The sequence below is a fragment of the Acidovorax sp. GW101-3H11 genome (assembly GCF_001633105.1).
Classification (GTDB): Bacteria; Pseudomonadota; Gammaproteobacteria; order Burkholderiales; family Burkholderiaceae_C; genus Acidovorax.
Genome location: NZ_LUKZ01000019.1, coordinates 1 through 25470 on the forward strand (window position 1 = coordinate 1; position 25470 = coordinate 25470).

At 65.7% G+C, this 25470-nt stretch carries 17 protein-coding genes, 1 pseudogene and 1 other annotated feature; of the genes and pseudogenes, 10 read left to right on the forward strand and 8 right to left on the reverse strand.

The genetic code is table 11. The features are described 5' to 3' along the window. Positions 1-50: 50 nt before the first annotated feature. Together A1D30_RS16170 and A1D30_RS16175 are read left to right on the forward strand one after the other, a co-directional pair. Positions 51-1282 (forward strand): IS3 family transposase gene (locus A1D30_RS16170; protein ID WP_109790971.1). Its coding sequence is split into 2 segments (ribosomal slippage): positions 51-342 and positions 342-1282, totalling 1233 coding nucleotides; the frame shifts between segments, so codons are not numbered across the junction. After that, positions 329-445: a sequence feature (AL1L pseudoknot), on the forward strand. It overlaps the preceding gene by 117 nt. 188 nt (positions 1283-1470) lie before the next feature. After that, positions 1471-2238: pseudogene (locus A1D30_RS16175) on the forward strand (HD-GYP domain-containing protein); the annotation flags it as partial. Between the two features lie 255 nt (positions 2239-2493). Here A1D30_RS16175 and hrpA read toward each other — a convergent pair. Further along, entirely contained in the window at positions 2494-6594 is a 4101-nt protein-coding gene (gene hrpA, locus A1D30_RS16180; RefSeq protein ID WP_063461889.1) for an ATP-dependent RNA helicase HrpA, read from the reverse strand. Between the two features lie 105 nt (positions 6595-6699). Here hrpA and A1D30_RS16185 point away from each other — a divergent pair, with 105 nt between their 5' ends. From A1D30_RS16185 to argA, 4 genes are all read left to right on the forward strand, one after another. Beyond that, on the forward strand, positions 6700-8571 hold the full coding sequence (locus A1D30_RS16185) for a serine hydrolase domain-containing protein (RefSeq protein WP_063461890.1): 1872 nt from the start codon (positions 6700-6702) through the stop codon (positions 8569-8571). Between the two features lie 358 nt (positions 8572-8929). Beyond that, positions 8930-9181: a hypothetical protein gene (locus tag A1D30_RS16190; RefSeq protein ID WP_063461763.1), complete on the forward strand. Its 252-nt coding sequence runs from the start codon at positions 8930-8932 to the stop codon at positions 9179-9181. 17 nt (positions 9182-9198) lie between these two features. Continuing rightward, positions 9199-11226, forward strand: a complete 2028-nt coding sequence (locus A1D30_RS16195) for an AAA family ATPase (protein ID WP_082836489.1) — start codon at positions 9199-9201, stop codon at positions 11224-11226. A gap of 84 nt (positions 11227-11310) precedes the next feature. Then, the gene (gene argA / locus A1D30_RS16200) at positions 11311-12657 is read left to right on the forward strand and encodes an amino-acid N-acetyltransferase (RefSeq protein ID WP_063461764.1); all 1347 of its coding nucleotides are present in this window, start codon (positions 11311-11313) and stop codon (positions 12655-12657) included. A 161-nt stretch (positions 12658-12818) separates the two neighbouring features. On the opposite strand, the gene bla is transcribed toward argA, so the two are convergent. Further along, positions 12819-13721, reverse strand: a complete 903-nt coding sequence (bla, locus tag A1D30_RS16205; protein WP_063461765.1) for a class A beta-lactamase — start codon at positions 13719-13721, stop codon at positions 12819-12821. 113 nt (positions 13722-13834) lie between these two features. Between bla and A1D30_RS16210 the strand changes: the two genes are divergently transcribed. Beyond that, on the forward strand, positions 13835-14713 hold the full coding sequence (locus tag A1D30_RS16210) for a LysR family transcriptional regulator (protein ID WP_063461766.1): 879 nt from the start codon (positions 13835-13837) through the stop codon (positions 14711-14713). A 90-nt stretch (positions 14714-14803) separates the two neighbouring features. Here A1D30_RS16210 and A1D30_RS16215 read toward each other — a convergent pair whose 3' ends face one another. Continuing rightward, the gene (locus tag A1D30_RS16215) at positions 14804-17860 is read right to left on the reverse strand and encodes an EAL domain-containing protein (RefSeq protein ID WP_131798472.1); all 3057 of its coding nucleotides are present in this window, start codon (positions 17858-17860) and stop codon (positions 14804-14806) included. Between the two features lie 156 nt (positions 17861-18016). After that, the gene (locus A1D30_RS16220; RefSeq protein ID WP_063461768.1) at positions 18017-19645 is read right to left on the reverse strand and encodes an HD family phosphohydrolase; all 1629 of its coding nucleotides are present in this window, start codon (positions 19643-19645) and stop codon (positions 18017-18019) included. A 90-nt stretch (positions 19646-19735) separates the two neighbouring features. Between A1D30_RS16220 and A1D30_RS16225 the strand changes: the two genes are divergently transcribed. From A1D30_RS16225 to A1D30_RS16235, 3 genes are all read left to right on the forward strand, one after another. Beyond that, positions 19736-20737 (forward strand): rhodanese-related sulfurtransferase, encoded by a 1002-nt coding sequence (locus A1D30_RS16225; protein ID WP_063461769.1) that lies wholly within the window; start codon positions 19736-19738, stop codon positions 20735-20737. Continuing rightward, positions 20734-21429 (forward strand): glutathione S-transferase, encoded by a 696-nt coding sequence (locus tag A1D30_RS16230; RefSeq protein ID WP_082836490.1) that lies wholly within the window; start codon positions 20734-20736, stop codon positions 21427-21429. The genes A1D30_RS16225 and A1D30_RS16230 overlap by 4 nt, the downstream gene beginning before the upstream one ends. Before the next feature lie 154 nt (positions 21430-21583). Continuing rightward, positions 21584-21802, forward strand: a complete 219-nt coding sequence (locus A1D30_RS16235; RefSeq protein ID WP_063461770.1) for a hypothetical protein — start codon at positions 21584-21586, stop codon at positions 21800-21802. A 136-nt stretch (positions 21803-21938) separates the two neighbouring features. Here the strand turns inward: A1D30_RS16235 and A1D30_RS16240 are convergent, their stop codons facing one another. The 4 genes from A1D30_RS16240 to cysT are packed head-to-tail and all read right to left on the reverse strand — an operon-like array spanning position 21939 to position 25438. Next, the gene (locus tag A1D30_RS16240; protein ID WP_199866001.1) at positions 21939-22475 is read right to left on the reverse strand and encodes a disulfide bond formation protein B; all 537 of its coding nucleotides are present in this window, start codon (positions 22473-22475) and stop codon (positions 21939-21941) included. Positions 22476-22531: 56 nt separating this feature from the next. Further along, positions 22532-23656 carry a sulfate ABC transporter ATP-binding protein gene (locus A1D30_RS16245; RefSeq protein WP_063461771.1) on the reverse strand — a complete coding sequence of 375 codons (1125 nt, stop codon included), beginning with the start codon at positions 23654-23656 and terminating at the stop codon, positions 22532-22534. A gap of 13 nt (positions 23657-23669) precedes the next feature. Beyond that, positions 23670-24572, reverse strand: a complete 903-nt coding sequence (gene cysW / locus A1D30_RS16250; RefSeq protein ID WP_063461772.1) for a sulfate ABC transporter permease subunit CysW — start codon at positions 24570-24572, stop codon at positions 23670-23672. After that, positions 24569-25438, reverse strand: a complete 870-nt coding sequence (gene cysT / locus A1D30_RS16255) for a sulfate ABC transporter permease subunit CysT (RefSeq protein WP_063461773.1) — start codon at positions 25436-25438, stop codon at positions 24569-24571. The genes cysW and cysT overlap by 4 nt, the downstream gene beginning before the upstream one ends. Between the last annotated feature and the right edge of the window lie 32 nt (positions 25439-25470).

Here is a 25470-nt window from a genome sequence, read left to right on the forward strand (position 1 = left end):
TGAATCGCCCCGGGTTTTGAGGAGGCTCTTTTCTCTGAGAGGATTGAGCCATGAAGAAGTCAAACAAGTTCTCGCCTGAGGTGCGTGAGCGTGCGGTGAGATTGGTGCAGGAGCACCGGGGGGAGTACCCATCCCTTTGGGCAGCCATCGAATCCATTGCGCCCAAGATCGGCTGCGTGCCGCAGACGCTGCATGAATGGATCAAGCGCGCCGAAGTTGACGCAGGTAAGCGCGAAGGCGTCACCACTAGCGAGGCGCAACGTGTCAAGGATCTGGAGCGCGAAGTCAAGGAGTTGCGCCGGGCCAACGAGATCCTGAAGCTGGCCAGCGCGTTTTTCGCCCAGGCGGAGCTCGACCGCCGACTCAAGTCCTGAATGACTTCATTGACAAGCATCGCGATACCTTCGGGGTCGAGCCGGTCTGCAAAGTGCTGCAGGTCGCCCCGTCGGCATATCGAAGACATGCAGCGCTTGTGCATGATCCGCACAAACGCTGCGCCCGAGCTTGTCGTGACGAGGTCCTTGCACCGCAGATACAACGCGTCTGGCAGGCCAACATGCAGGTCTACGGCGCCGACAAGATCTGGCGCCAGTTAGCCCGCGAGGGTGTGACTGTGGCCCGCTGCACGGTCGAGCGGCTGATGCGCAGCATGGGGCTGCGCGGCGTGATGCGTGGCAAGGTCGTACGCACCACCATCGGCGATGCCAAGGCCCCTTGCCCGCTGGACAGGGTCAACCGGCAGTTCAAGGCGGATCGGCCCAATCAGCTTTGGGTGTCGGACTTCACCTATGTCTCGACCTGGCAGGGCTGGCTCTACGTGGCCTTCGTCATCGACGTATTTGCCAGGCGCATCGTGGGCTGGCGGGTGAGCAGTTCGATGCGAACGGACTTCGTGCTCGATGCACTGGAGCAGGCGCTGTATGCCCGCAAACCCGAGCAGGGCAGCAGCCTGGTCCATCACAGCGACAGGGGGTCGCAATACGTGTCCATCCGGTACAGCGAACGCTTGGCCGAGGCTGGCATAGAGCCCTCGGTGGGCAGCAAGGGAGACAGCTATGACAACGCGCTGGCCGAGACGATCAACGGTCTGTACAAGGCCGAGCTGATTCATCGCCGCGCCCCCTGGAAGACCAAGGAGGCCGTGGAGTTGGCCACGCTGGAATGGGTGGCCTGGTTCAACCATCACAGGCTGCTCGAACCCATCGGGTACATCCCGCCCGTAGAAGCTGAGGCAAACTACTACCGGCAACTCGCCAGTCAGACTGCCATGATGGTGGCCTGACTTAAACCAACTGGCCTCCACGAAAGCCGGGGCGATTCANGGTTCAACCATCACAGGCTGCTCGAACCCATCGGGTACATCCCGCCCGTAGAAGCTGAGGCAAACTACTACCGGCAACTCGCCAGTCAGACTGCCATGATGGTGGCCTGACTTAAACCAACTGGCCTCCACGAAAGCCGGGGCGATTCAAGACGGCCGACGACTACACCTACATGCACTCGGTGGCCGTGTGTGCGCTCATGGTGGCGCTGTCCAAGCAGCTTGGTCTCAAGGATGATCAGCAGCGGCTGGCCGGCATGGCGGGCCTGCTGCACGACCTGGGCAAGGCGGCCATTCCACTGGCCGTGCTCAACAAGCCCGGCAAGCTTACCGACCAGGAGTTCACCGTGGTGCGCAGCCACCCGGTGGAGGGCTACCACATGCTCAAGGAGGGGGGCAACGTGCCCGATGTAGTGCTGGACGCCTGCCTGCACCACCACGAGAAGGTGGACGGCTCTGGCTACCCCGACAAGCTGGCGGGTGAAGGCATCAGCGTGATTGCCCGCATGACGGCCATCTGCGACGTGTACGACGCCATCACCTCTGACCGCCCCTACAAGCGCGGCTGGAACCCGGCCGAGTCGCTGCGCCGCATGGCTGAGTGGACCAAGGACCACTTCGACGCGCGCATCTTCCAGGCGTTTGTCAAAAGCATCGGCATCTACCCCGTGGGCTCGCTGGTGCGGCTGACCTCGGGCCGCATCGGGGTGGTGACCGAGCAGTCCCCCACCGCGCAGACCACCCCTATGGTCAAGGTGTTCTTCTCGACCAAGTCCGACCTGCGCATTCCGCCCGAGGTGGTGAACCTGGCCGCCCCGGACTGCAACGAGAAGATCGTGGCACGCGAAGACCCCGAGAAGTGGCGATTTCCTGACCTGGACGAGCTGTGGTCCGGCTTTGCCGATAAAGCCTGGTAATCCGTGCCTTCATTGGCCATCGAAGATGGCTCGGTCTCCACACTTGCGGAACGTTTTCGAACGGCTCTGTTTGCACTGTCGAACTACTAGCAGTGCATTTTTTCCACATCAAATCGCGGTAGCTTTCAGATCGCAAAGCATTGCATGACAGCTTCAAGAGACAGAACGTGCGTTTTAAGCGCGTCAACCACCGACTGCAGACGCTGCAAAGCCGCCTAAGATGCCCCTAACCCGGCCCCCTCCCGTCCCATCACATCAGCTATTCACCTGCGCCCACAGCTTGTCCAGCCGCTTCACACTCACCGGCTGCGGTGTGCGCAGTTCCTGCGCGAAGAAGCTCACGCGCAGTTCCTCCAGCAGCCAGCGCAGCTCCTGCATGCGTGCATCGACCGCCCCCTTGCGCTCGGCCACCAGGCGCCAGTAGCGTTGCTCTTGCGGGCGCAGCTCGGCCAGCTTGGCCGCGTCGCGGGCGGGGTCGGCGCGGACCTTGTCCAGGCGCAGGGTGATGGCCTTGAGGTAGCGCGGGAAGTGGGCCAGCTGGCCCCAGGGCGCCTGGGCGATGAACTGCTTGGGCACCAGGCGCTGCAGCTGCTGCAGTGCGTCGGCTGTCGCATCGGGGGCGTTCTTCGTGTCCTTGATCTTGCGGGCGGCCGCCGCGTATTCGATGAGGATGGTGCCCGCCAGGCGGGCGACCTCGTTGGCGATCAGCGTGAGGCGGCCCCTGCCCTCTTCCACGCGGCGCTTGAAGGCGTATTCGTCGGTGGGCAGCGGGTCAAGCAAAAAGGCCCGGTCCAGCGCCACGTCGATGATCTGGGTGCGCAGCTCTTCCTGCGTGCCCAAGGGCATGTAGGCCACGGCCATTTTCTGCAGGTCGGGGATGTTCTTTTCGAGGTACTTGAGCGCGTCTTTGATCTGCAGCGCGAACAGGCGGCGCAGCCCCGCACGGTGCTTGGCGGCGGCCACCTCGGGCTCGTCAAACACTTCAATGCTCACCGCATCGCCGCCGTCAATGAGCGCGGGGAAGCCGATCAGCGTCTGACCGGCCTTCTTGATCTCCATGAGTTCGGGCAGCTCGCCAAACGTCCAGCTGGTAAAGCGCTGGCCTGCGGGGGCCGATGGTGTGGCCTGCGCTGCGGGGCTGGGCTGGGCGGGCTGCGCGGGCGAATTTGCTCCTGATTTAATAGCTGCTTGCGCTTTACCATCGCGCGCAGAGGGCATTTTTGACTCAGATTTTTGTTCCTCTGCCGCTGCTCCACCCAGCTTGAGCCCCGCCAGCGCCTGGAAGGCACCGCGCGCCTTGGCGCCCCACTCGGCCTTGAGGGCGCCCAGGTTGCGGCCATGGCCGAGCTGGCGGCCGTGCTCGTCCACCACGCGAAAGTTCATGAACAGGTGGGGGCTGAGCATGTCGAGCTTGAAGTCGGCGCGCTTCACGTCCAGCGAGGTCTCGTCGCGCACCTGCTTGAGCAGCGCGTCTGTCAGGCTGCCGGTGCCAAAACGCTCGGGCGCGTTGAACAGCTCGGCCAGCCGCGCGGCCGATTCGGGCAGCGGCACAAAGCGGCTGCGTGGGCGCTGGTGCAGGCTTTTGAGCAGCGCCTGGATCTTGTCCTTGAGCATGCCGGGCACCAGCCATTCGCAGCGCTCGTCGCTCACCTGGTTGAGCACAAACAGCGGAATGGTCACGGTGATGCCGTCGCGCGCGTCGCCGGGCTCGTGCAGGTAGGTGGCGGTGCAGTCCACGCCGCCCAGGCGCACGGTCTTGGGGAAGGCGCTGGTGGTGATGCCCGCCGCCTCGTGGCGCATGAGTTCGTCGCGCGTGAGCTTGAGCAGCTCGGGGTTGGCACGGCTTGCGTCCTTGTACCAGCGCTCAAACGTGGTGCCGCTGCACACGTCCTGCGGCACCTGCTGGTCGTAGAAGGCGTAGATGAGCTCGTCGTCCACCAGCACGTCCTGGCGGCGCGACTTGTGCTCCAGCTCTTCGACCTTGGCGATGAGCTTCTGGTTGGCGGCCAGGAACGGCAGGCGCGTCTCCCACTCGCCGCCCACCAGCGCTTCGCGCAGGAAGACTTCGCGGGCGCCCTGCGGGTCTACCTTGCCAAAGTCCACGCGCCGGTTGTTGTAGACCACGATGCCGTAGAGCGTGGCGCGCTCCAGCGCCGTGACCTGCGCGGCTTTCTTCTCCCAGTGCGGGTCCAGCATCTGCTTTTTGAGCAGGTGGCCGCCCACCTGCTCCAGCCACTGGGGTTCGATGGCGGCAATGCCCCGGCCGAAGAGGCGCGTGGTCTCGACCAGCTCGGCAGCCACGATCCAGCGGCCTGGCTTCTTGCTCAAGTGGGCGCCCGGGTGCTTGTAGAACTTGATGCCACGCGCGCCCAGGTACCAGTCCTCCTCGTCGCTCTTCACGCCGATGTTGCCCAGCAGGCCCGAGAGCATGGACAGGTGGATCTGCTCGTAGCTGGCGGGCTGGGTGTTGATCTGCCACTTGTGCTCGGTCACCACGGTGAGCAGCTGGGTGTGGATGTCGCGCCACTCGCGCAGGCGGCGGATGCTGATGAAGTTCTGGCGCAGCAGCTGCTCGTACTGGCGGTTGCTGAGCTTGTGGGTAGGCGCAGGCGCCGCCACGCTGGCCACGGCGGGCACAGGCGCGGCCGCCGCCGAGCGCTGTGCCACAGGCAAATGCGCCTGCGATGGCGCTTTCTGCTGCGCCATGGCCTTTTGTGCACGCGCCGACGGCAGGCTGGGCGCCCCGCCGCGCGCTTCGTTGATCCATTTCCAGAGCTTGAGGTAGCCGCTGAACTCGCTTTTTTCGTCGTCGAACTTGGCGTGTGCCTGGTCGGCCTGCTGCTGCGCTTCGAGCGGGCGGTCGCGCACGTCCTGCACGCTGAGCGCGCTGGCGATGACCAGCACCTCGTCGAGCGCGCGGCGCTCGCGCGCCTCCAGGATCATGCGGCCCACGCGCGGGTCCAGCGGCAGCTTCGACAGCTCCACGCCCATGGGCGTGAGTTCGTTGGCGTCGTCCACGGCGCCCAGCTCGGACAGCAGCTGGTAGCCGTCGGCAATCGCACGGCCCGAGGGCGCCTCGATGAACGGAAACTGCCCCACGTCGCCCAGGTGCAGCGACTTCATGCGCAGGATGACGCCAGCGAGCGAGCTGCGCAGGATTTCGGGGTCGGTAAAGCGCGGGCGGCTGTTGAAGTCCGCCTCGTCGTACAAGCGGATGCAGATGCCGTTGGCCACGCGGCCGCAGCGGCCTGCGCGCTGGTTGGCGGCGGCCTGGCTGACGGGCTCGACCAGCAGCTGCTCCACCTTGCTACGGAAAGAATAGCGCTTCACGCGCGCTGTTCCTGCGTCAATGACGTACCGCACGCCGGGCACGGTGAGCGAAGTCTCGGCCACGTTGGTGGCCAGCACGATGCGCCGGCCGGTGTGGCCGTCGAAGATGCGGTCCTGCTCGGCCTGCGACAGGCGGGCGAACAGTGGCAGCACCTCTGCGTTGCGCATCACGGGCTGGTGCGACAGGTGCTTGCGCAGGTGGTCGGCCGCCTCGCGGATTTCGCGCTCGCCGGGCAGGAAGATCAGGATGTCGCCCGCCGCGTTGCCTGCCCAGAGTTCATCCACGCCATCGGCAATGGCTTCGTTCAGGCCGTGGTCGCGCGTTTCTTCAAACGGCCGCCAGCGCTGCTCCACCGGGAAGGTGCGCCCAGAGACCATGATGACCGGGGCCGGGCCCTTGGCACTCTCGAAATGCTTGGCAAACCGGTCGGCGTCGATCGTGGCGGATGTGACGATGACCTTGAGGTCCGGCCTGCGCGGCAGGATCTGGCGGATGTAGCCCAGCAGGAAGTCGATGTTGAGGCTGCGTTCGTGCGCCTCGTCGATGATGATGGTGTCGTAGGCCTTGAGCAGCGGGTCGGTCTGCGTCTCGGCCAGCAAGATGCCGTCGGTCATCAGCTTGACGGACGCATCGCGGCTCAAGCGGTCCTGGAAGCGCACCTTGAAGCCCACCACGTCACCCAGCGGCGTGTTCAGCTCTTCGGCAATGCGCTTTGCCACGCTGCTGGCGGCAATGCGGCGCGGCTGGGTGTGGCCGATGAGCTGGCCTTTCTGCCCCGGCTTGGCATTGCACTTGCCCCGGCCCAGCGCCAGCGCAATCTTGGGCAGCTGCGTGGTCTTGCCCGAGCCCGTCTCGCCACACACGATGATGACCTGGTGCTTGGTGATGGCCGCCATGATCTCTTCGCGCTTGCCCGAGACGGGCAGGGAATCAGGAAAAGTGATGCGCAGCGGTGTGGTGGCAGGGGCGGCAGGCGCAGCGCGGGGGGCGGGAGGCGTGGGGGAGAGAGGCGCGGATTCGGTCATGAAGGCACGCATTATCCGAGAGCCGGGGTTTTCGGTATGTAATGCGCACACCTTCTCCACCGCGCGGCGATGTCTCCGTGGCCGGTGCCCCCCTGGAACGACCGCATGCCCTTGCAGACATCTGCCCACCCGCCCGCTGCCGACGGCCACGCCCTACCCCGCCCCCCGTCCCGCCGCGACTGGCTGGCATGGGCAGGCACCACCGCCGTGGCACCTTGGCTGCCAGGCTGCGGCGGCAGCAACAACCCCGGGCCCCAGCTGCCAGCCACCATGGCCTGGGGCCGCCAGGAGATACGGCAGGCCATGCAGGCCAGCCGGGCGCGGGCCGCATCGATTGCGCTGCTGCAGGGCGAGCGCCTGGTCTGGCAGGAGGCGTTTGGCGTGCTGGACGACAGCTCCCGCGCGCCTGCCACCCCGGACACGCGCTTCAACGTGGGATCTGTGAGCAAGGTGCTGGCCGCGCTGGCCGTGATGATCCTGGTGGACCGCCAGCTGGTGGCGCTGGACGCCCCCGTGCTGCGCTACCTGCCGCAGTTCGCCATGCTGTCGCCGGGCTACCGCGACATCACGGTGCGGCACTTGCTGAACCATGCGTCGGGGTTGCCAGGCACCCACACCCACAACCTGTTTGCCTTTGCCCCGCAACCGGGCTATGCGGCCGAACTAGAAGCTGCATTGGCCGACGTGCACCTGAAGCATGCGCCCGGCGCCATGGCGGTGTACTGCAACGACGGTTTCACCCTGGTCGAGCGCATCGTGCTCGCGGTCACCGGGCAGACCTATCCGGCGTTTGTGCAGTCGGCCATCCTCAACCCGTTGGGCATGGCGCGGTCGGGCTACACGCTGCAGCCCCTGCCCGCAGGCAGCTTTGCCCACGGCTACATCGGCGATGTGCGCCAGGGCCAGGAGTTTGTGATGGGCTACGCCACCGGCGGGCTGTGCACCACCCCGGGCGACATGATGAAGCTGGCCGCCCTGCTGATGCGGGGCGGTGAGCTGGACGGCCAGCGCATCGTCTCGAAAACCGCCGTGGCCGAGATGGGCAGCGCGCAGCACCAGGGCATGCGCCTGAGCCACCTCAGCCCCGACTGGTACGCGGGCCTGGGCTGGGACAGCACCCAGCACCCCGGGCTGGACGCTGCAGGTTTTGTGGCCTGGCAAAAGAGCGGCAGCACGATGTTTTACGCCAGCGACTTCTATGTGCTGCCGCAGGCGGGCCTGGCGCTGCTGATCACGGGCAGTGCGCCCGGCTTCAAGCCCGGGCCTGTGGCCGAAGGCATCCTGCTGCGCGCGCTGCAGGAAACGGGGCAGCTGCGCACCTTGCCGCCCAAGGTGTCGGCGGCCCCACCAGCGCAGGCCACCATTTCCTCCAGCGCGGTGGACGCCTTGCTGGGCATCTATGGCTGCTCTGCCCGGCCCATCAAAGCCACCTCGCCCGACAGCCAGCAGGTGGACCTGTCGATCTGGTCTGCCAAGGCCAAAGGATGGGAGCCCCTGTGCACTGGGTTGCGCCTGTGCAGCGATGGCTGGTGGTGGTCAGACGCCCAGCTCCGCACCCAGTACCGCTGGGAGCAAGCCGAAGGCCGCCGCTACCTGCTTGCGCGCGAGACGGCCACGGCCGGGCACTACGGAGTTGCCACGCCGGTGGCACAGCAGATGCAGCGGGCCCCGGCCCCGCTGCCGCCGCAGTGGTCGGCGCGGTTGGGCAGCACCTGGCTGCTGGCCAACGAGGCGCCCGACTCCATCCCGCTGGCCATGGGTGTGGGGGCCGCCACCCTGCAGGAGCTGCCAGACCTGCCCGGTTACCTGTTCTGGGACGACAGCCAGTTTTTGCGCCCCCTGTCGGCAGACCGCGCGGGCATGGCGGTGCAGGTGCCCCACAACGCGGGCCGCGACCTGGTGGAGCTGGTGGTGCACACGCACGACAAGGATGAGTGGATGCACGCCGCTGGCTGGGTGTATCGCCGCCACGACTGATCCGCTCTGCAGCAGTGCACAAGTGCGGGCACTGCGCGCGTGCTGTGCCCGCACTGTGCGTTTTGTGCGACATATCCGCCAGTGCCGCGCGCCCTGCGCTTGCCACGCGCAGCATGCCTCGCCACAATCGCGCCTTCTTTCAGCACTGCGCGGCCATGTCGGCCAGCCCCTGAAAGCCCTGGAGGTCACCGCTATGTTTGTTCCCTTGTTCGCTCCCGCCTGACCACTGTCCACCGCCCCGGCTGGACTGTGTTTTCACGCATCCAGCCACGGCAGACAAGCGACCTCCTGCACCCCAGTGCAGCGCTCCACAAGCCCTGGCTAATTTGCCGGGGTTTTTTGTTTGTGGAACGCACACATGAGTGCCAAAAAACTGTCTCGGGCCTTCGCCGAGGGTGAAATCAAAAAGCTGCGCCGCATGAAGCAGCCCCTGGTGTTGAAACTCGAAGCTTCGGGCCCGCCCCGAAACCCTGTGGCCGCCGCACTGGCCCAACGCAGCCTGTCCAGCGCAGCAGGCAAACACATCCGAGCCCGTGGCGCCCAGCGCCGTGCGGACACCGTCGCCCTGCGCAAGGCGACCCTGAACGCTCGCTTTACCGAGCGCGACTGACAAGAACGATTGAACATATGGACCTTTCAACCCAAACCCCAACGCTGCCGCATGGGCAGCACCCCCCCACCAAAGCACACCGGGCCCTGCTGGCCGAGCGCCAGCAGGCGCTGGGCCACGCCGCCGAGCAGCTCAAAGCCGAGCTGTTTGGCATCGACGACGTGATCGACCGCGTGATCGACGCGGTGCGTGCCTGGTACGTGCTGCCGCAGCTCATCACCCGACCCGTCATCGTCTGCCTGTGGGGCCTGACGGGCACGGGCAAGACGCAGCTCACGCGGCGCCTGGCGCAGCTGCTGGGCTTTTACGACCGCTTTGTGGAAGTGCAGATGGACGGCTTCAGCCATGGCGCGAGCTACCGCAGCTCGTCCATCTCAGGCATGCTGGGCGACTCGGGCATCCACGAGGGCGCACCCGGCATCCTGGTGCTGGACGAGTTCCAGCGTTTTCGCACCGTAGACCGCAAGGGCGAAGACGTGAAGGTGGAGCGCTACCAGGATGTGTGGACGCTGCTCTCCGACGGGCGCCTGCCCCCGGCCCTGAGTGCGCTGACCAACATCGAGCGCAAGCTGGCCGATGCGCACTACGAGGCCGAACGCGCCGAAGACGGCGACGGCGATCGCGCGGGCAAAAAGCCCTACCGCTTCCAGCTAGATGCCTGGGACGCACAGGAACTCAAGCGCATGCTCAAGCTGCAGGAGCCGCTGGCCGAGATCATGCAGTGGCCGCCCGCCCAGGTGCAGGCGCTGTTCACGCGGTTCCAGCAGTCGCTGTCGTCGTGGGAGACCGACTACAGCAAGCTGCTGGTGTTTGTGTGCGGCAACCTGGACGAGATGTACCACGAGACCGCGCAGCGCGTGGAAGACTGCGACACCGATGCCGACATCTTTCACCGCCTCACGCGCAAGCTGTCGCTCATCGATGTGAAAAAGGCGCTCTCCGAACGCTTCAAGCCCGAGCAGATTGCGCGGCTGGGCAACGAGCATGTGGTGTACCCGTCGTTCAACAAGGCGACCTATGAGCAGCTGATTCGCAACCTCTGCACACGCTACTGCGACGACATTGCCACCCAGTGCGGCGTGCGCTTTGCCATTGCCCAGGATGTGCACGACGAGCTGTATGCCAACGCCGTGTTCCCCGCCCAGGGCACCCGACCGCTGTTCTCGTCAGTGCACGCCATCCTGAGCGCCAACCTCGTGAAAGCCGCGCTGTGGGTGCTGGAGCAGGCCCTGCCGCTGGGCACCACCTACCCCATCACGCTGGCGGCAGACAAGCGCCACCTGGTGGTGCAGGCCGGTGCACAGCAGGCGCTGTTTGCCGTGACGCTGGAGCTGAACCGGCTCAAGCAACGCGCCAACGCCGACTTTCGCGCACTGCTGGCGGTGCATGAGGCGGGCCACGCGCTGGTGTACGGCCTGCTGCTAGGCCAGGCCCCGCAGGAGGTGAAGATCAACATCGCATCCTTCGAAGGCGGCTACAACAGCTTTGCGGGCCTGAAGGTGACCACGCGCCAGAACGCGCTGGACATGATGTGTGTGGGCCTTGCAGGCCGTGTGGCCGAGGAGCTGGTGTTTGGCGAAATGGCCTGCACCACAGGCGCCGAGCAGGACTACAAGCAGGTGACGGCCGAGGCCGCGCGCTACATCCGCCACCACGGCTTTGGTGCCCGGCTGGCACGCACCGATGTGACGGTGGAGATGGACCACCACATCAACACCGATGTGGCGCCCAGCAACGCCGCCATCGAGGAGCTGCTGCAGGCCCAATACCAGCGCGCAGTCACCCTGCTGCGCCAGCACCAGGGCGCGCTGAACCGGCTGGTGGATGCGCTGATGGACCACGGCATGATCGCCCGCCCCGAGATGCAGGCGCTGATGGCCCAGAGCGGCATCGCCATCACGGTGCCGCCCGCGTCGGGGCCCGACGAAACCCTGGTGCTGGAGCCCTTTGCGGCGCGGCTGGCGGCGTTTCAGCAACACGCAGACGGCACCGCTGCCCCGGCTGTGGCGCCGAATGTGGCGCAGCAAAGCTCAGCATGCTTATGATGCGCGGTTTGGCGGCCCCACGGGGCCGCCCGCCGTTGCCGCTTTTTCCGTCATTCCAAGGCCCGCCCCACCGCTTGCACCGCCATGTCCGCCGTCTTCAACTTCACCTTCGTGCCCTGGTTCCGCTCGGTGGCGCCCTACATCCACAAGTTCCGCAACCAGACCTTTGTGATCGGGCTCACGGGCGAGGCGATTGCGGCGGGCAAGCTACACAACATTGCGCAGGACTTGGCCTTGATCCAGGCCATGGGCGTGAAGATCGTGCTGGTGCACGGCTTTCGCCCGCAGGTGAACGAGCAGCTGGCAGCCAAGGGCCATGCGGCCAAATACTCCCACGGCATCCGCATCACCGACTCGGTGGCGCTCGATTGCGCGCAGGAGGCCGCAGGCCAGCTGCGTTATGAGATCGAGGCCGCCTTCAGCCAGGGCCTGCCCAACACGCCCATGGCAGGCGCCACGGTGCGCGTGATCTCGGGCAACTTCCTCACGGCACGGCCCGTGGGCATTGTGGATGGCGTGGATTTTCAGCACTCGGGCCTGGTGCGCAAGGTGGACGTGGCGGGCATCCGGCAGACGCTGGACATGGGCGCGCTGGTGCTGCTGTCGCCGTTTGGCTTCTCGCCCACGGGGGAGGCGTTCAACCTGAGCATGGAAGAAGTCGCCACCAGCGTGGCCATCGAGTTGCGGGCTGACAAGCTCATCTTCTTGACCGAGGTGCAGGGCATCCGCATGTCGCCCACCGAGCCCGAAAGCGACGACAACCCCATCGACACCGAGCTGCCCCTGGCCGCCGCCCAGGCCCTGCTGGCCCAGCTGCCGCCCGCCCAGCAGCCCACCGACACGGGCTTTTACCTGCAGCACTGCGTGAAGGCCTGCAAAGCAGGCGTGGAGCGCAGCCACATCCTGCCGTTTGCGGTGGATGGCTCGCTGCTGCTGGAGGTGTATGTGCACGACGGCATCGGCACCATGGTCATCGACGAAAAGCTCGAAGAGCTGCGCGAGGCCACGATTGACGATGTGGGCGGCATCCTGCAGCTGATCGAACCGTTCGAGAAGGACGGCACCCTGGTCAAGCGCGACCGCACCGAGATTGAGCGCGACATCGCCACCTACACCATCATCGAACACGACGGCGTGATCTTTGGCTGCGCGGCGCTCTACCCCTACCCCGAGGCCAAGACAGCCGAGATGGCGGCCGTAACGGTATCGCCACAAAGCCAGGGCACGGGCGATGGCGAAAAGCTGCTCAAGCGCATCGAGCAGCGCGCGCGCCTGCTGGGGCTGGACAGCATTTTTGTGCTGACCACGCGCACCATGCACTGGTTCATCAAGCGCGGCTTCCAGCCGGTGGACCCGGACTGGCTGCCCGACGCCCGCAAGCGCAAATACAACTGGGACCGCAAGAGCCAGGTGCTGGTCAAGAAGCTCTGAGTCTTCGGCTTAGGGACCTTGGGCCACGGCAACCCCACAACCGTTCACGCTGAGCCTGTCGAAGCGCAGCGCAGCGCGAGGCTTCGACAGGCTCAGCCCGAACGGTGCGGGGGATATTGCAGCCCCAATGACTTCCTGGCCCTGCCAAAAAAAGACTTCGGCTATCCCTGCCTGGCCGCCACCACGGCGCGCGCCACCTGCGCAATCGCCGCATCCCGCTGCTCAGCTGGCGCCGTGGAGCGTGTGAGGTAGCAGGTCACCAGCACGGGTGCGCCACCGCCCGGGGGCCACAACACGCCGATGTCGTTGGCCGTGCCACTGTCGCCCGACGTGCCTGTCTTGTCGCCCACCTTCCAGCCCGGCACACCGGCGCGCAGGCGCTTGTCGCCCGTGCTGGTCTCCACCAGCCAGCGCTGCAGCCAGGCGCGGGATGCGGGGCTGAGCGCGTCGCCCAGCACCAGCTTTTGCAACGTCAGCAGCATGGCCAGCGGCGTGGTGGTGTCGCGCGGGTCGCCCACGGCCGCCTCGTTCAGCGTGGGTTCGGTGCGGTCCAGCCGCGTGACCTGATCACCCAGCGACCGCACAAAGGCCGTGAACCCCGCCGGGCCGCCGTGGCGGGCCATCAGCACATTGGCGGCGGTGTTGTCGCTCAGGCTCACGGTGGCGGCACACAGCTCGCCCACCGTCAGGCCGCCCGCGTTGCCTGCGCGCGGGCCGCTCACGGGCGAATAGGCCACGACGTCGGCCGCTGCGTAGTGCACGCGCGCATCCAGCCGCTCCCGTCCCTGGTCCACCAGCGCCAGCATCCAGCCCGCCAGCGCGGCCTTGAAGGTGCTGGCCATGGCAAAACGCTCGTCCTGGCGCCAGCCCAGGGCCAGGCCCGATCCGGTGTCCAGCATGGCCACGCCCAGGCGGCCTTGGGCGCTGCGTTCGATGGTGGCGAGGGCGTCGTTCCAAGCGCGGGCGGTCTGGTCGCGGCCGACTGGGTTGCTGGCAGCAGCGCAACCCCACAAAGGCATGGCCGTGGCAGCCATCAAACCCAAGGAAAACTGTCTTCTTTGCATATCAAATGGATGCGTGATGGGGAACAAGGCCCGAACGATACGGAGGTTCAGCCCCCAGCACCATCGACAATAATTGCCGCCAACCCCAAGAAAAACTTCCATCTCCGAAAAAGATGCACCTGCCGCTCAACGCCCTGCGCGCCTTCGAGGCATCGGCGCGCCACCAGAACCTCACCCGCGCGGCCGAAGAGCTGCACGTGACCCAGACCGCCGTGAGCCAGCACATCCGCAAGCTTGAAGACCGCCTGGGCAAACCGCTGTTCCGCCGTCTGCCGCGCGGGCTGGCGCTCACGGACGAGGGCCAGGCGCTGCTGCCGGTGGTGGTGGAATCCTTCGGCAACCTGCAGCGCGCGCTGGAAAAACTGGGCGACACCCGCCCGCGCGAGGTGCTGACCGTGGGCGCCGTGGGCACCTTTGCCGTGGGCTGGCTGCTGCCCCGGCTGCGCGACTTTCAGCAGGCCTGCCCCTTTGTGGACCTGCGCCTGCTCACCCACAACAACCGGGTGGACATGGCGGGCGAAGGGCTGGACTTTGCCATCCGCTTTGGCGACGGCGCCTGGCACGGCACACATGCCGAGCGCATCATGGACGCGCCCATGTCGGTGATGTGCACGCCCGCGCTGGCCCATGGCCTGCGCACTGCGGCCGACCTGGCACGCCAGCCTTTGCTGCGCAGCTACCGCACCGATGAGTGGGCGGCCTGGTTCGACGCCGCCGGTGCACCCTGCCCCGTGGTGCGCGGCGCGGTGTTCGACTCGTCCCTCACCCTGGCCGAGGCGGCCGCCCAGGGCGCAGGCATGGCGCTGCTGCCAGTGCGCATGTTCACCCGCGAACTGCGCCAGGGCCGGCTGGTGCAGCCCTTTGCGCAGGAGCTGCATCGGGGCGCCTACTGGCTTACGCGGCTGCAGTCACGCCCCACCACGGGGGCCATGGCCGCCTTCAGTGACTGGCTGCTGGCCCAGGCGCACGCAAGCGTTGAAGAATTTGAGTGAATTTGGCCTTCTCCGCGCGCCCACATTGCCCAATAAGCTATCAAATTAATAGCAATTACATTCAAGGCGGTATAGCGCCCTCACCGGTGCCTACACCATGGGTGTGGCCAGCGCAGGGTGTTCGGCCTGCGGCTGGTCCAGGTGGTAGCCCTGCACCATGTCCACGCCCAGCGTTTTCAGCATGTCCAGGATCTCCTGGCTCTCCACAAACTCTGCCACCGTGCGCCTGCCCAGCCCACGGGCCACGTCGATGATGGCGCGGACAAACACCTGGTTGTCGTGCTCGTGGGTGAGGTTGCGGATGAACAGTCCGTCGATCTTCAGCACATCCACCTTGAGGTGCTTGAGGTAGGCAAACGACGCAAAACCCGTCCCGAAGTCGTCCAGGCAGACCTGGCACCCTGTGTGGCGCAAGGTGTCGATGAACCGCTCGGCATCGCGCAGGTCCGACACCGCCGAGGTTTCCGTCAGCTCCACCAGCAAACGCTGGGGCGCCACGCCCGCCGCCTGCAACTGGGCCGCGATGTAGGCAGGCAGGCTGGGGTCATCGAACGAGCGCGCCGAGATATTGATCGCCAACGCAGGCAGCTGCGGCTGCGCACCCAGCAGGGCAATGCTTTCGCGAGCCACCCAGCGGTCGATCTCCAGGATCTTGCCGCTCTTCTCGGCATAGCCGATGAACTGCATGGGCCCGATCAGCCGCGTGGCATCGGCCTCGTCCCGCATGCGCACCAGCACCTCCAGGTGGGCCAGTTCCCCGGTGGTGGCGTCGTACACCCCTTGGTAGTGCAGGCGCAGCAGGTTTCTTTCGAGCGCCCTGGAAATACGCTCGTTCCAGGCCAGGCGCGTGATCGTCTCTTGCGACGCGTGGTGGTCGGGCCGGTAGAGGGACCAGCAGTTCTTGCCCAGGTGCTTGGCCTGGTACATCGCGGCATCGGCATGGGCCACCAGCTCTTGCGCGTTGTCGGCATGCTGCGGCGCCAGGGCGATGCCCAGGCTGGTGGTCAGCCTCAGGTTCTGCCCCTCGATGCAGAACGGGCCCTGCGAGATGGCGCGGACGATGCGCTCGGCCAGGCGCTGGGCGTCCTCCACCGAGGCATGGGGCATCAGCACCGCGAACTCGTCGCCCCCCAGGCGGCACAGGGTTTCGGTCTGGCGCACCAGTGCCTGCACGTCGCTGCCCACACGCACCAGCACCGAATCGCCGATGCGGTGGCCAAAGGTGTCGTTGATGGCTTTGAATTCGTCCAGGTCAAAGAACAGCAAGGCGCCCTGGCGCTCATGCTGATCACGCCGATCGTGCTGGCCGTGCCGGTCGAACTCCCGGAAAAAGCGCAGCAACTCGTCTTCAAACCTGCGTCGGTTGTACAGGCCCGTGAGGGCATCGCGCTCGGCCAGATAGATCAGCTGCGCAGCCGTCTTGCGCTCGCGCGTCACATCCTCGTGGATGCAGAGCCTGCCGATGAGGCGCTTGTCGCTGTCATGCACAGGGTGCGATGTCAGCAGCAGGGTCTGCCCGTCGCCCAGATCCATCTCGTACCGGCTGGACAACCCAGGCGCCGTCAGCGCCTCTTGCGCGTGGCGTGCCAGGGCCGCCAAGGACGACGGACCATGCCCCACCGCCTGGAAGATGTCGCTGGCCGGGCGGCCCACAAACGATGCTTCATCGCCCTCTATCCGCCAGATCTTCAAGAACGCGGGGTTGCAGTAGGTCACCTGGTTCTCGGCCGTGACGAAGAGGATGCCCAGCTTCATGGCCCCCAGGAGCGCAAACAGGCGGGCGCGCTCCTCCTCCAGGCTCACCATGTACTGGCGCCGCTCGTCCACCTCGGTCTGCAGTGCCTGCGCATGCGCCACCGCCATGGCGCGCTGCTGGGCCAGCTCGGACACCATGCCGTCAAAGGCCCGGGCCAGGCGGCCCAGTTCGTCGTCGGTGCCCAGTGCCACCGGGGTCGGCGTCTGCCCCTGGCCCAGGGCGTCCACGGCTTCCGTCAGGCGCTGCAGCGGGCGCACTACCAGCGTGTTCACCCGGCGGCGCATGGACCACAGCACCGGCATCAAGCCCAGCAGGCCAATGCCGCACAGGCCCAGCATGCCCCACATCACCAGGTCATCCACCCGCGACTGGGGCATGAGGTAGATCTGGTACCAGTTCGGCCCCCGGATGCGCGACCAAGCGATCCATTGCGTCCCGTCGGCACTAAGGCCTGCGCCACGATCAGCTTGCGCGTTCGACACCATGTGGTGCACCTGCTCCAGCAGCGGGTCCTTCAGTCCGGCGATCTGAAGCTGCCCACTCGCTGCGGCGATCCGCTCCCTCAGGTCGGGGTGGGAGATCAGGTCCCCCTCCGCGCTCAGGATCAGTTGCACGCCGACCTGGTCACGGCTGGCGGCCACGGCGTCGATCAGGGTTTCGATCGTCAGGTCATGGCCCACCGTGCCCACCCAGCGCCCCTGCCAGTCCAGAGGCTGGATCACCGACACCATCCAGGCCTTGGCCTGCTCGTCCAGGTACACCGGCGTCCAGAAGATGCGCCGCTCGGAGTTGCGCTGGGGGTCGGCACCCCGCATGGTGAGGTAATCGGCGTTGCTGGCGTCTGCGGTGGCGCCGCTGGCCCAATCGACGCCGCGCGCATAGACCATCAGGCCGTCTTCCACAAAATCCATGTATGCGGAAAAAAATGGCGGCACCAGCGCAGGCCCGCGCTCTCGCAGCAGGTCGTAGCTGACGGCCGCGCGCACGCGGGTGGATTCGTCCGGGCCATCGCGGCCATGGTGCAGGTACAGGGTGGGCGCATTGACCGTGTCCACTTTTTCGGGCCGCAGCCGCCACAGCCCGTCCGGCCCGCGTGCAAACAACTCATCGAACCGGCTCAGGGCGGCCTCGGTATCGGCTGCGCGCAGCCGCGTGAGCAAATCCTGCTGCAGATGTTGGGCGCTTTGCCCCGCCTGGATAAAAAGGCCCTCCACGGCCTGCGCGCGCAATTCCACCGCCTGGCGCATCACGAGCGGCACCACGCGATCGGCAACGGCAGTCAGCGCCACATACCCCAGCAGCGAAAGCAGGACCACCAAACCCAGAAACAGGCCCCATATCGACAGGGACAGCCTGTGGATCACGGAAGTACGAAGCCTGGAGGTCAGCAAGCGAGGCCCCTCGAAAAGGTCTGGACACGGATGGGGCGGCAGCCCAATCGTTTCAACATGTTAATGGAATCCAGCAGGGGTGCACGCCCAGTGTGGCAGCCCCATGCGCGCCTCCTTCACGGCCTGTTCACACCCTCGTCACGGCCTGCTCGCACCCTAAAACCCCAGCGCCCCAATGTCCACTCCATCCACCTGCCCCGCGTCCAGGAACGCCTGCCCGTAGCGCAGGTACACCCCTTCGCGCACAAACACCTCGAACAGATCGGGGTCGATGTGCCCGTTGTCGCGCATCCTGCACATGATGGCCAGCGCCTGCGACAGGGTCATGCCGCTCTTGTAGGGCCGGTCGGCCGCCGTGAGCGCCTCGAAGATGTCGGCAATGCCCATCATGCGGGCCTGCAGCGACATCTGGTCGCGTGTGAGGCCGCGCGGGTAGCCCTTGCCGTCCATGCGTTCATGGTGGCCACCTGCGTATTCGGGCACGTTCTTGAGGTGGCGCGGCCAGGGCAGCGTCTCCAGCATCTTGATGGTGGCGACGATGTGGTAGTTGATGGTGTCGCGCTCGGACTGGTTCAGCGTGCCTGCGCGAATGGTGAGGTTCTCCACCTCTTCGGCGCTCAGAAAGCTGGTCTGCACCCCCTGCGGGTTGCGCCAGTGGCGCATGGCGGCGATGTCGCGCACACGCTGCTGGTCCTCGGGGCGCATGGCCTCGGTGCCGGTGTTGCTGCGGCGCAGAAACTCGCGGTCTTCCTCCAGCGCGTGGATCTCGTGCTGCAAAGCCTGCAGCTCCTGTCCCTCGGCGCGCGCATCCACCACGGGGCGCAGCGCCAGCTGGCGGCGCAGCGCGGCCAGTTCGGCGTCGCGCTTGAGCACTTCAAACCGCGTGTCCACCAGGCCAATGCGGTCGTAGATGGTCTGCAGCTTGGTGGCCTTGTCCACCACATGCACGGGCGTGGTGATCTTGCCGCAGTCGTGCAGCAGGCCCGCCATCTTCAGCTCGTAACGGTCGCGGTCGGTCATGCTGAAACCCGCCAGCGGTCCCTCGCGCGTGGCATCCACGGCCTCGGCCAGCATCATAGTGAGCGCGGGCACGCGCTGGCAGTGGCCGCCGGTGTAGGGCGATTTTTCGTCAATGGCCAGGTTGATGAGGTTCACGAACGACTCGAACAGGCGTTCGAGCTGCGTGATGAGCAACCGGTTGGTGAGCGCAATCGCCGCCTGTGAGGCCAGCGACTCGGCCAGGCTCTGGTCGGCCTGCGAGAAGGTGATCACATCCCCGGTATCCGGGTCGCGCGCATTGATGAGCTGCAGCACGCCAATCAGCTCGCGGTCGTGGTTCTTCATGGGCACCGTCAGGAACGACTGCGACCGGTAGCCCGTGCGCTGGTCAAACGCCCGCGTGCCCGAAAAATCAAACCCCGCCGCGCTGTAGGCGTCGGCAATGTTCACCGTGCGGTCGTGGATGGCCGAGTGCGCCGCCACCAGCGAATCGTTGGGTGCGCCGTCGGCCGTGCGCAGGGGCAGCAGCGGCAGGTCGATGGGTTTACCCGTGGTGCCCCCCAGGCGGATGCCCAGCGAGTCGGTGCGCAGGATCTCGAACTTGAGGGCGGACTGGTCTTCGGTGACGCTGTAAAGCGTGCCCCCGTCAGCGCCGGTGATGGTCTTGGCCGCCTCCAGGATGTTCTCCAGCAGCCGGTCGATGTCCCGCTCGCGCGAGAGCGCCGCACCAATGCCGTTGAGCTGCTCCAGCCGGCGGAACAGATGGATCGTGGATTCCTTGCTCATACAACCACCTTGGAAACAGCGTTGGCGACCCTGCATCGTAACGAAAGGTGACAGCTATCATCACCCCCTTCTTCCAAAAACGCCCTTTTCGTGGACTCGGTCACACCCCGCTTTCTCACCGCCGCGCTCTACCAGTTTGTGGACCTGCCGGACTTTGCCGCCCTGCGTGAGCCCCTGCAGTCCCTGTGCGACACCCACGGCGTGCGCGGCATGCTGCTGCTCGCGCCCGAGGGCATCAACGGCACCATCGCAGGCGAACCACAGGGCGTGCACGCCGTGCTGGCCGGGCTGCGCAGCGATGCGCGCTTTGCCGCCCTGCAGCACAAAGAGGCGCGGGCAGAGCGCATGCCCTTCTACCGCATGCGCGTGCGCCTCAAGCGCGAGATCGTCACCCTGGGCGTGCCGGGCCTGAACCCTGCACGCAACGCGGGCACCTATGTGAAGCCTGAGGACTGGAACGCACTCATCGACGACCCGGGCGTGGTGGTGGTGGACACGCGCAACGACTACGAGGTGGGCATTGGCACGTTTGAACGTGCGGTCAATCCACACACAAAAACCTTTGCGGAGTTTCCCGCGTGGGTCGAACGTGAAGAACAACCCGGCGGCGTGCTGGCGGGCAAACCCCGTGTGGCCATGTTCTGCACCGGCGGCATCCGCTGCGAAAAATCCACCGCCTTCCTCAAGTCACAGGGTTTCGATGAGGTGTACCACCTCGAAGGCGGCATCCTCAAATACCTCGAAACCGTGCCCGAAGAAGCCAGCCGCTGGCATGGCGACTGTTTTGTGTTCGACGAACGCGTGTCGGTGGGCCATGGCCTGGTGCCCGGCCACTACCAGCTGTGCCGATCCTGCCGCATGCCGCTGGGCGAGGCCGAGTTGCATTCGTCGCACTACGTGCCCGGCGTGAGCTGCCCGTATTGCCACGGCACCCGCACACCCGAGCAGGAACGTGCCCTGGCCGAGCGCGAGCGGCAGATGCAGCTGGCCCGGCAACGCGGGCAGGAGCACATCGGCGCACAGCAACCCGGCCGCCCCGCGCGCACTGCGGCCAGGGACGCAGCGGACGATGGCATGGATGGCCCAACGTGACCGCCCTGCCCACCCTCTATTCCTTCCGCCGCTGCCCCTACGCCATGCGCGCCCGCCTGGCCCTGGCGGTGAGCGGCCAGGCCTGCGAGCTGCGCGAGGTGGTGCTCAAGAACAAGCCCCAGGGGTTGCTGCTGGCGTCGCCCAAGGGCACCGTGCCCGTGCTGGTGCTGCCGAGTGGCCAGGTGCTGGAGCAGAGCCTGGAGATCATGCGGTGGGCGCTGGCGCAGCACGACCCCGGGGGCTGGCTCACCCCCAGCCAGGGCAATCTGCAGGACATGCTGGCGCTGATTGCCGAATGCGATGGCCCGTTCAAGCAAGCCTTGGACCGGTGTAAGTACCCCAGCCGCTACCCCGATGCCGACATCAGCGTTGAACGCGCCCGTGCCGTGGCCTGGCTCAGTGCGCTGGAGGCACGCTTCTCCCCGGATCAGCCCTTCCTGTTCGGCACCCACGCAGCCCTGGCCGACATGGCAATTGCGCCTTTTGTGCGGCAGTTTGCGGGCATTGATGCGGACTGGTGGGCTGCGCAGCCGTGGCCACGTTTGCAAGCCTGGCTGGCGCAATGGCAGGCCAGCGATCTTTTGGCCAGCGTGATGCACAAGCTGCCAGCGTGGGTGGATGGGACGGAGGGTGTGCTGTTCCCGCACGCGGTCGAGAGCACCGACGGAATCCCTGACCAAGGTTCTGCTTGAGATTGGGGCTCGGGGCACCATGTGCTTCAGACAACCCACGCACCACACCGGCTAAAGTGGCTGGAGCGCGCCTTGCTTCAGCAATGCGCCATCCAACACCCTGCCGGGCTTTGCGCCTGCACAGCCACACCAAACAACCCTGGATTTGCCAAAGATGAAGATCATCGACGAGATGCTGAACCTGGACTTGCTCACCCACGAGCAGCACCTGCAAATCAGCGCATGGATCGCCCGCTCCTCATCCCCTGACGAAATACTGCAAATGCCTGCGCCACTGTGGCAGGCCGTGGAGCGCGCCAGCCAGACCATGGGCATCGATGAGGACCTTCTGCGTCCACCCTCCCTGGACGCTGGTGGCGCTATTTTTGTCTGACCGCCTCCCATTGCACCCGCTCAAACACCCGAAGCGGCTGGCGTCTCTTTGGCGGGCTGACCATGGCCCACAACCTGCCCTCAACGAAAAAGCGCTCCGAAGAGCGCTTTTTGTTTTCTGAGCCAGACCGAGAGGATCAAGCCATCGAGTAGCCCGAGCTGCCCTTGTTGCCACCCTTGAGGCCACGCACCAGCAGCGCCAACAGCACCACCGCAAACCCCACAAAACACACAAACGACCAGTTGGCAATTGATCCGCCAAGGAAGGTCCAGTCAATCGCAGCGCAGTCGCCCGAGCCCCGAAAGATCATGGGGATGGCGCGGCTGATGGGGTAGTTTTCGATCATGCCGTAGAAGTCACGGCCACAGGTGGCGACTTCGGGCGGGTACCACTGCAGCCAGCTCTGGCGGGCCGCCACAAAGGCGCCAAAGCCAGAGGCGATCAGCGCCAGAAAACCCCAACCCATCCACCAGCCTTTTGAGGCCCTTGCGCTCGCCAGGCCTGTGAAGATTGCTACGCCAATGAGAGCATAGCGCTGCACGATGCACATCGGGCATGGCTCCAGGCCCACCACATGCTGCAGGTACATGCCAAAGGCCAGCATCGCCACACAGGCTGCGCTGATCAGCGCCAGCACACGGCGCGGGGCCTGATCCATCCAGTTCAACAACATCTTTGTTATCCCTCAAGGCCGCGCGGCACCTGGCGCGGCATCCCAGGGGAAACAGCTCAGATACCAGCGGCGTGATCCAAGAACACTCGGGCGCGGCGTGGTGTGACCACCAGCGTTTCGCCCTCTTTGAAACCCATTTCCTTGAACTGCTGCGCAGGGATCTGCGCTTCGATCAGGGATTCTGGGGACGCATTGTCCGCTGGTTTGTGGTCATCGGTCGGAATAAGTTCCAGCCGCGCAATCGGTCCCACCACAATGGCGCGGCTCAGCTGGGCCACGATGCCACGCGGGCGCCCTTCGGCGTCCAGGCCCGCGCCGGGGGAGTAGCGCTCCACGTCCAGGTCGTGCGGACGCACGTAGGCAAAGGCCTTGGCGTTCTGCGCCGCCTGGTGTTCGGGTGAATCGAGCTGCATGCCTTCCAGGTGCACCAAGCCCTCGTGGGCGCGGCCATGGAACAGGTTCACATCGCCCAAAAAGCCATACACAAACGGGCTGGCAGGCTGGTCCCACACCTGCTGGGGCGAGCCGCTTTGCTCAATGCGGCCCTGGTTAATCACCACCACGCGGTCGGCCACTTCCAGCGCTTCTTCCTGGTCGTGGGTCACGAAGATGCTGGTCACATGCAGTTCGTCATGCAGGCGGCGCAGCCAGCGGCGCAGTTCCTTGCGCACCTTGGCATCGAGCGCGCCGAAGGGCTCGTCGAGCAGCAGCACCTTGGGCTCCACCGCCAGCGCGCGGGCCAGGGCAATGCGCTGGCGCTGGCCGCCGGACAGCTGCGAGGGGTAGCGCTCAGCCAGCCAGTCGAGCTGCACCAGCTTGAGCAGGTCCATCACCTTTTTCTTGATCTGCGCCTCGCTCGGGCGCTCGCTGCGGGGCTTCACGCGCAGGCCGAAGGCCACGTTCTCAAACACCGTCATGTGGCGGAACAGTGCGTAGTGCTGGAACACAAAGCCCACGTTGCGCTCGCGCACATGCACGTCGGTCGTGTCCTCGCCGCTGAAGTGGATGGTGCCCACATCGGCCGTCTCCAGCCCGGCAATGATGCGCAAGAGCGTGGTCTTGCCGCAGCCCGAGGGGCCGAGCAGCGCAATGAGTTCGCCAGACTGGATGTCCAGGCTCACATCGCGCAGCGCCTGGAAGTCGCCGAACTGCTTGCTGACGTTACGGATTTCAATGCTCATGTTCTGTGTTCCTTCACACGCCAGCGGGCGCAGGGCGCTCGGGCGGCAATTCGGCGGCGGCCTTCAGGGCCTGCTCGTTGCGGTGTTCGGCAATCGTCTTGATGACCAACGTGACCAAAGCCAGCAGGGCCAGCAGCGAGGCTGCGGCAAACGCGGCCACCGACTGGTATTCGTTGTAGAGAATTTCGACGTGCAGCGGGATGGTGTTGGTCTGCCCACGGATATGGCCCGACACCACCGACACCGCGCCAAACTCGCCCATGGCGCGCGCGTTGCACAAAATCACGCCATACAGCAGGCCCCACTTGATGTTGGGCAAGGTCACGTACCAGAAGGTCTGCCAGCCGGTGGCGCCCAGCACGATGGCGGCCTGCTCCTCGTCGTTGCCCTGCGCCTGCATCAACGGGATGAGTTCACGCGCGATGAAGGGGAAGGTCACGAAGATCGTTGCCAGCACGATGCCGGGCACAGCAAAGATGATCTTGATGTCGTTGGCCATGAGCCAGGGGCCAAACCAGCCTTGCGCGCCAAACATCAGTACATAGATCAAACCCGCCACCACGGGCGACACCGAGAACGGCAGATCCACCAGCGTGGTCAGGAACGCCTTGCCCTTGAACTCGTACTTGGCAATGCACCAGGCCGCTGCCACACCAAACACCAGGTTCAGCGGCACCGCAATCAGCGCCGTGATGAGTGTGAGCTTGATGGCCGACCAGGCATCGGGCTCGCGCAGGCCTTCCAGGTAGGCACCAAAGCCCTTGCGCAGCGCCTCGGCAAACACGGCGGCCAGCGGCAGCACCAAAAACAGCAACATGAAGCCCAGCGCCAGCGTGATGAGCGTGTAGCGCACCCATGGTGCTTCGGTGGTACCCGCTTGTGCGCGGCGAACAGTTCGAGAGTTGGCGCCGCTCATGCTGGAGCCCCCGCGTGGCGTCGCTGCCAGGCTTGCAGCGCGTTGATGATGAGCAGCAGGATGAAGGAGATGACCAGCATCACTACGGCCACGGCCGTGGCGCCTGCGTAGTCGTACTGCTCCAGCTTGCCGATGATGATGAGGGGCGTGATCTCGGACACCATGGGCATGTTGCCCGCGATGAAGATGACCGAGCCGTATTCACCCACCGCCCGCGCAAACGCCATGGCAAAGCCGGTGAGCAGTGCGGGCGTGATGGAGGGCAGGATGACCTTGGTGAAGGTCTGCAGGCGCGTCGCGCCCAGGCAGGTGGCGGCTTCTTCCAGCTCCTTCTCGGCGTCTTCCAGCACGGGCTGCACGGTGCGCACCACAAATGGCAAGCCGATGAAGATCAGCGCAATCACGATTCCCGCAGGCTTGAACGCGAGCTGGATGCCCATGGGCTCCAGAATGCTGCCGACCCAGCCATTGCCGGCCAGCAAGGCCGTGAGCGAGATGCCTGCCACAGCGGTGGGCAGCGCAAACGGCAGGTCCACCAGCGCATCCACGATCTTCTTGCCCGGGAACTTGTAGCGCACCAGCACCCACGCGATCAGCAGGCCAAACACCAGGTTGACCAGCGCCGCGAGGAACGATGCGCCAAAGGTCAGCCGGTACGACGCCATCACACGCGGTGCGCTGATGGCTGCCCAGAACTGCTCCCAGGTGAGCGTGAAGGTCTTGAAGATCAGTGCCGACAACGGGATCAGCACGATGATGCTCAAGTAGAAAAGGGTGTAGCCCAGTGACAGCCCGAAACCGGGCAGCACGCGCTTGGGCGCGCGCCGTCCGGCCGGGGCTGCGGCCACAGCGGTCGCAGTGGTCATAGATGCAGTGGTGAGTCGGGAAAAGCGCTGCG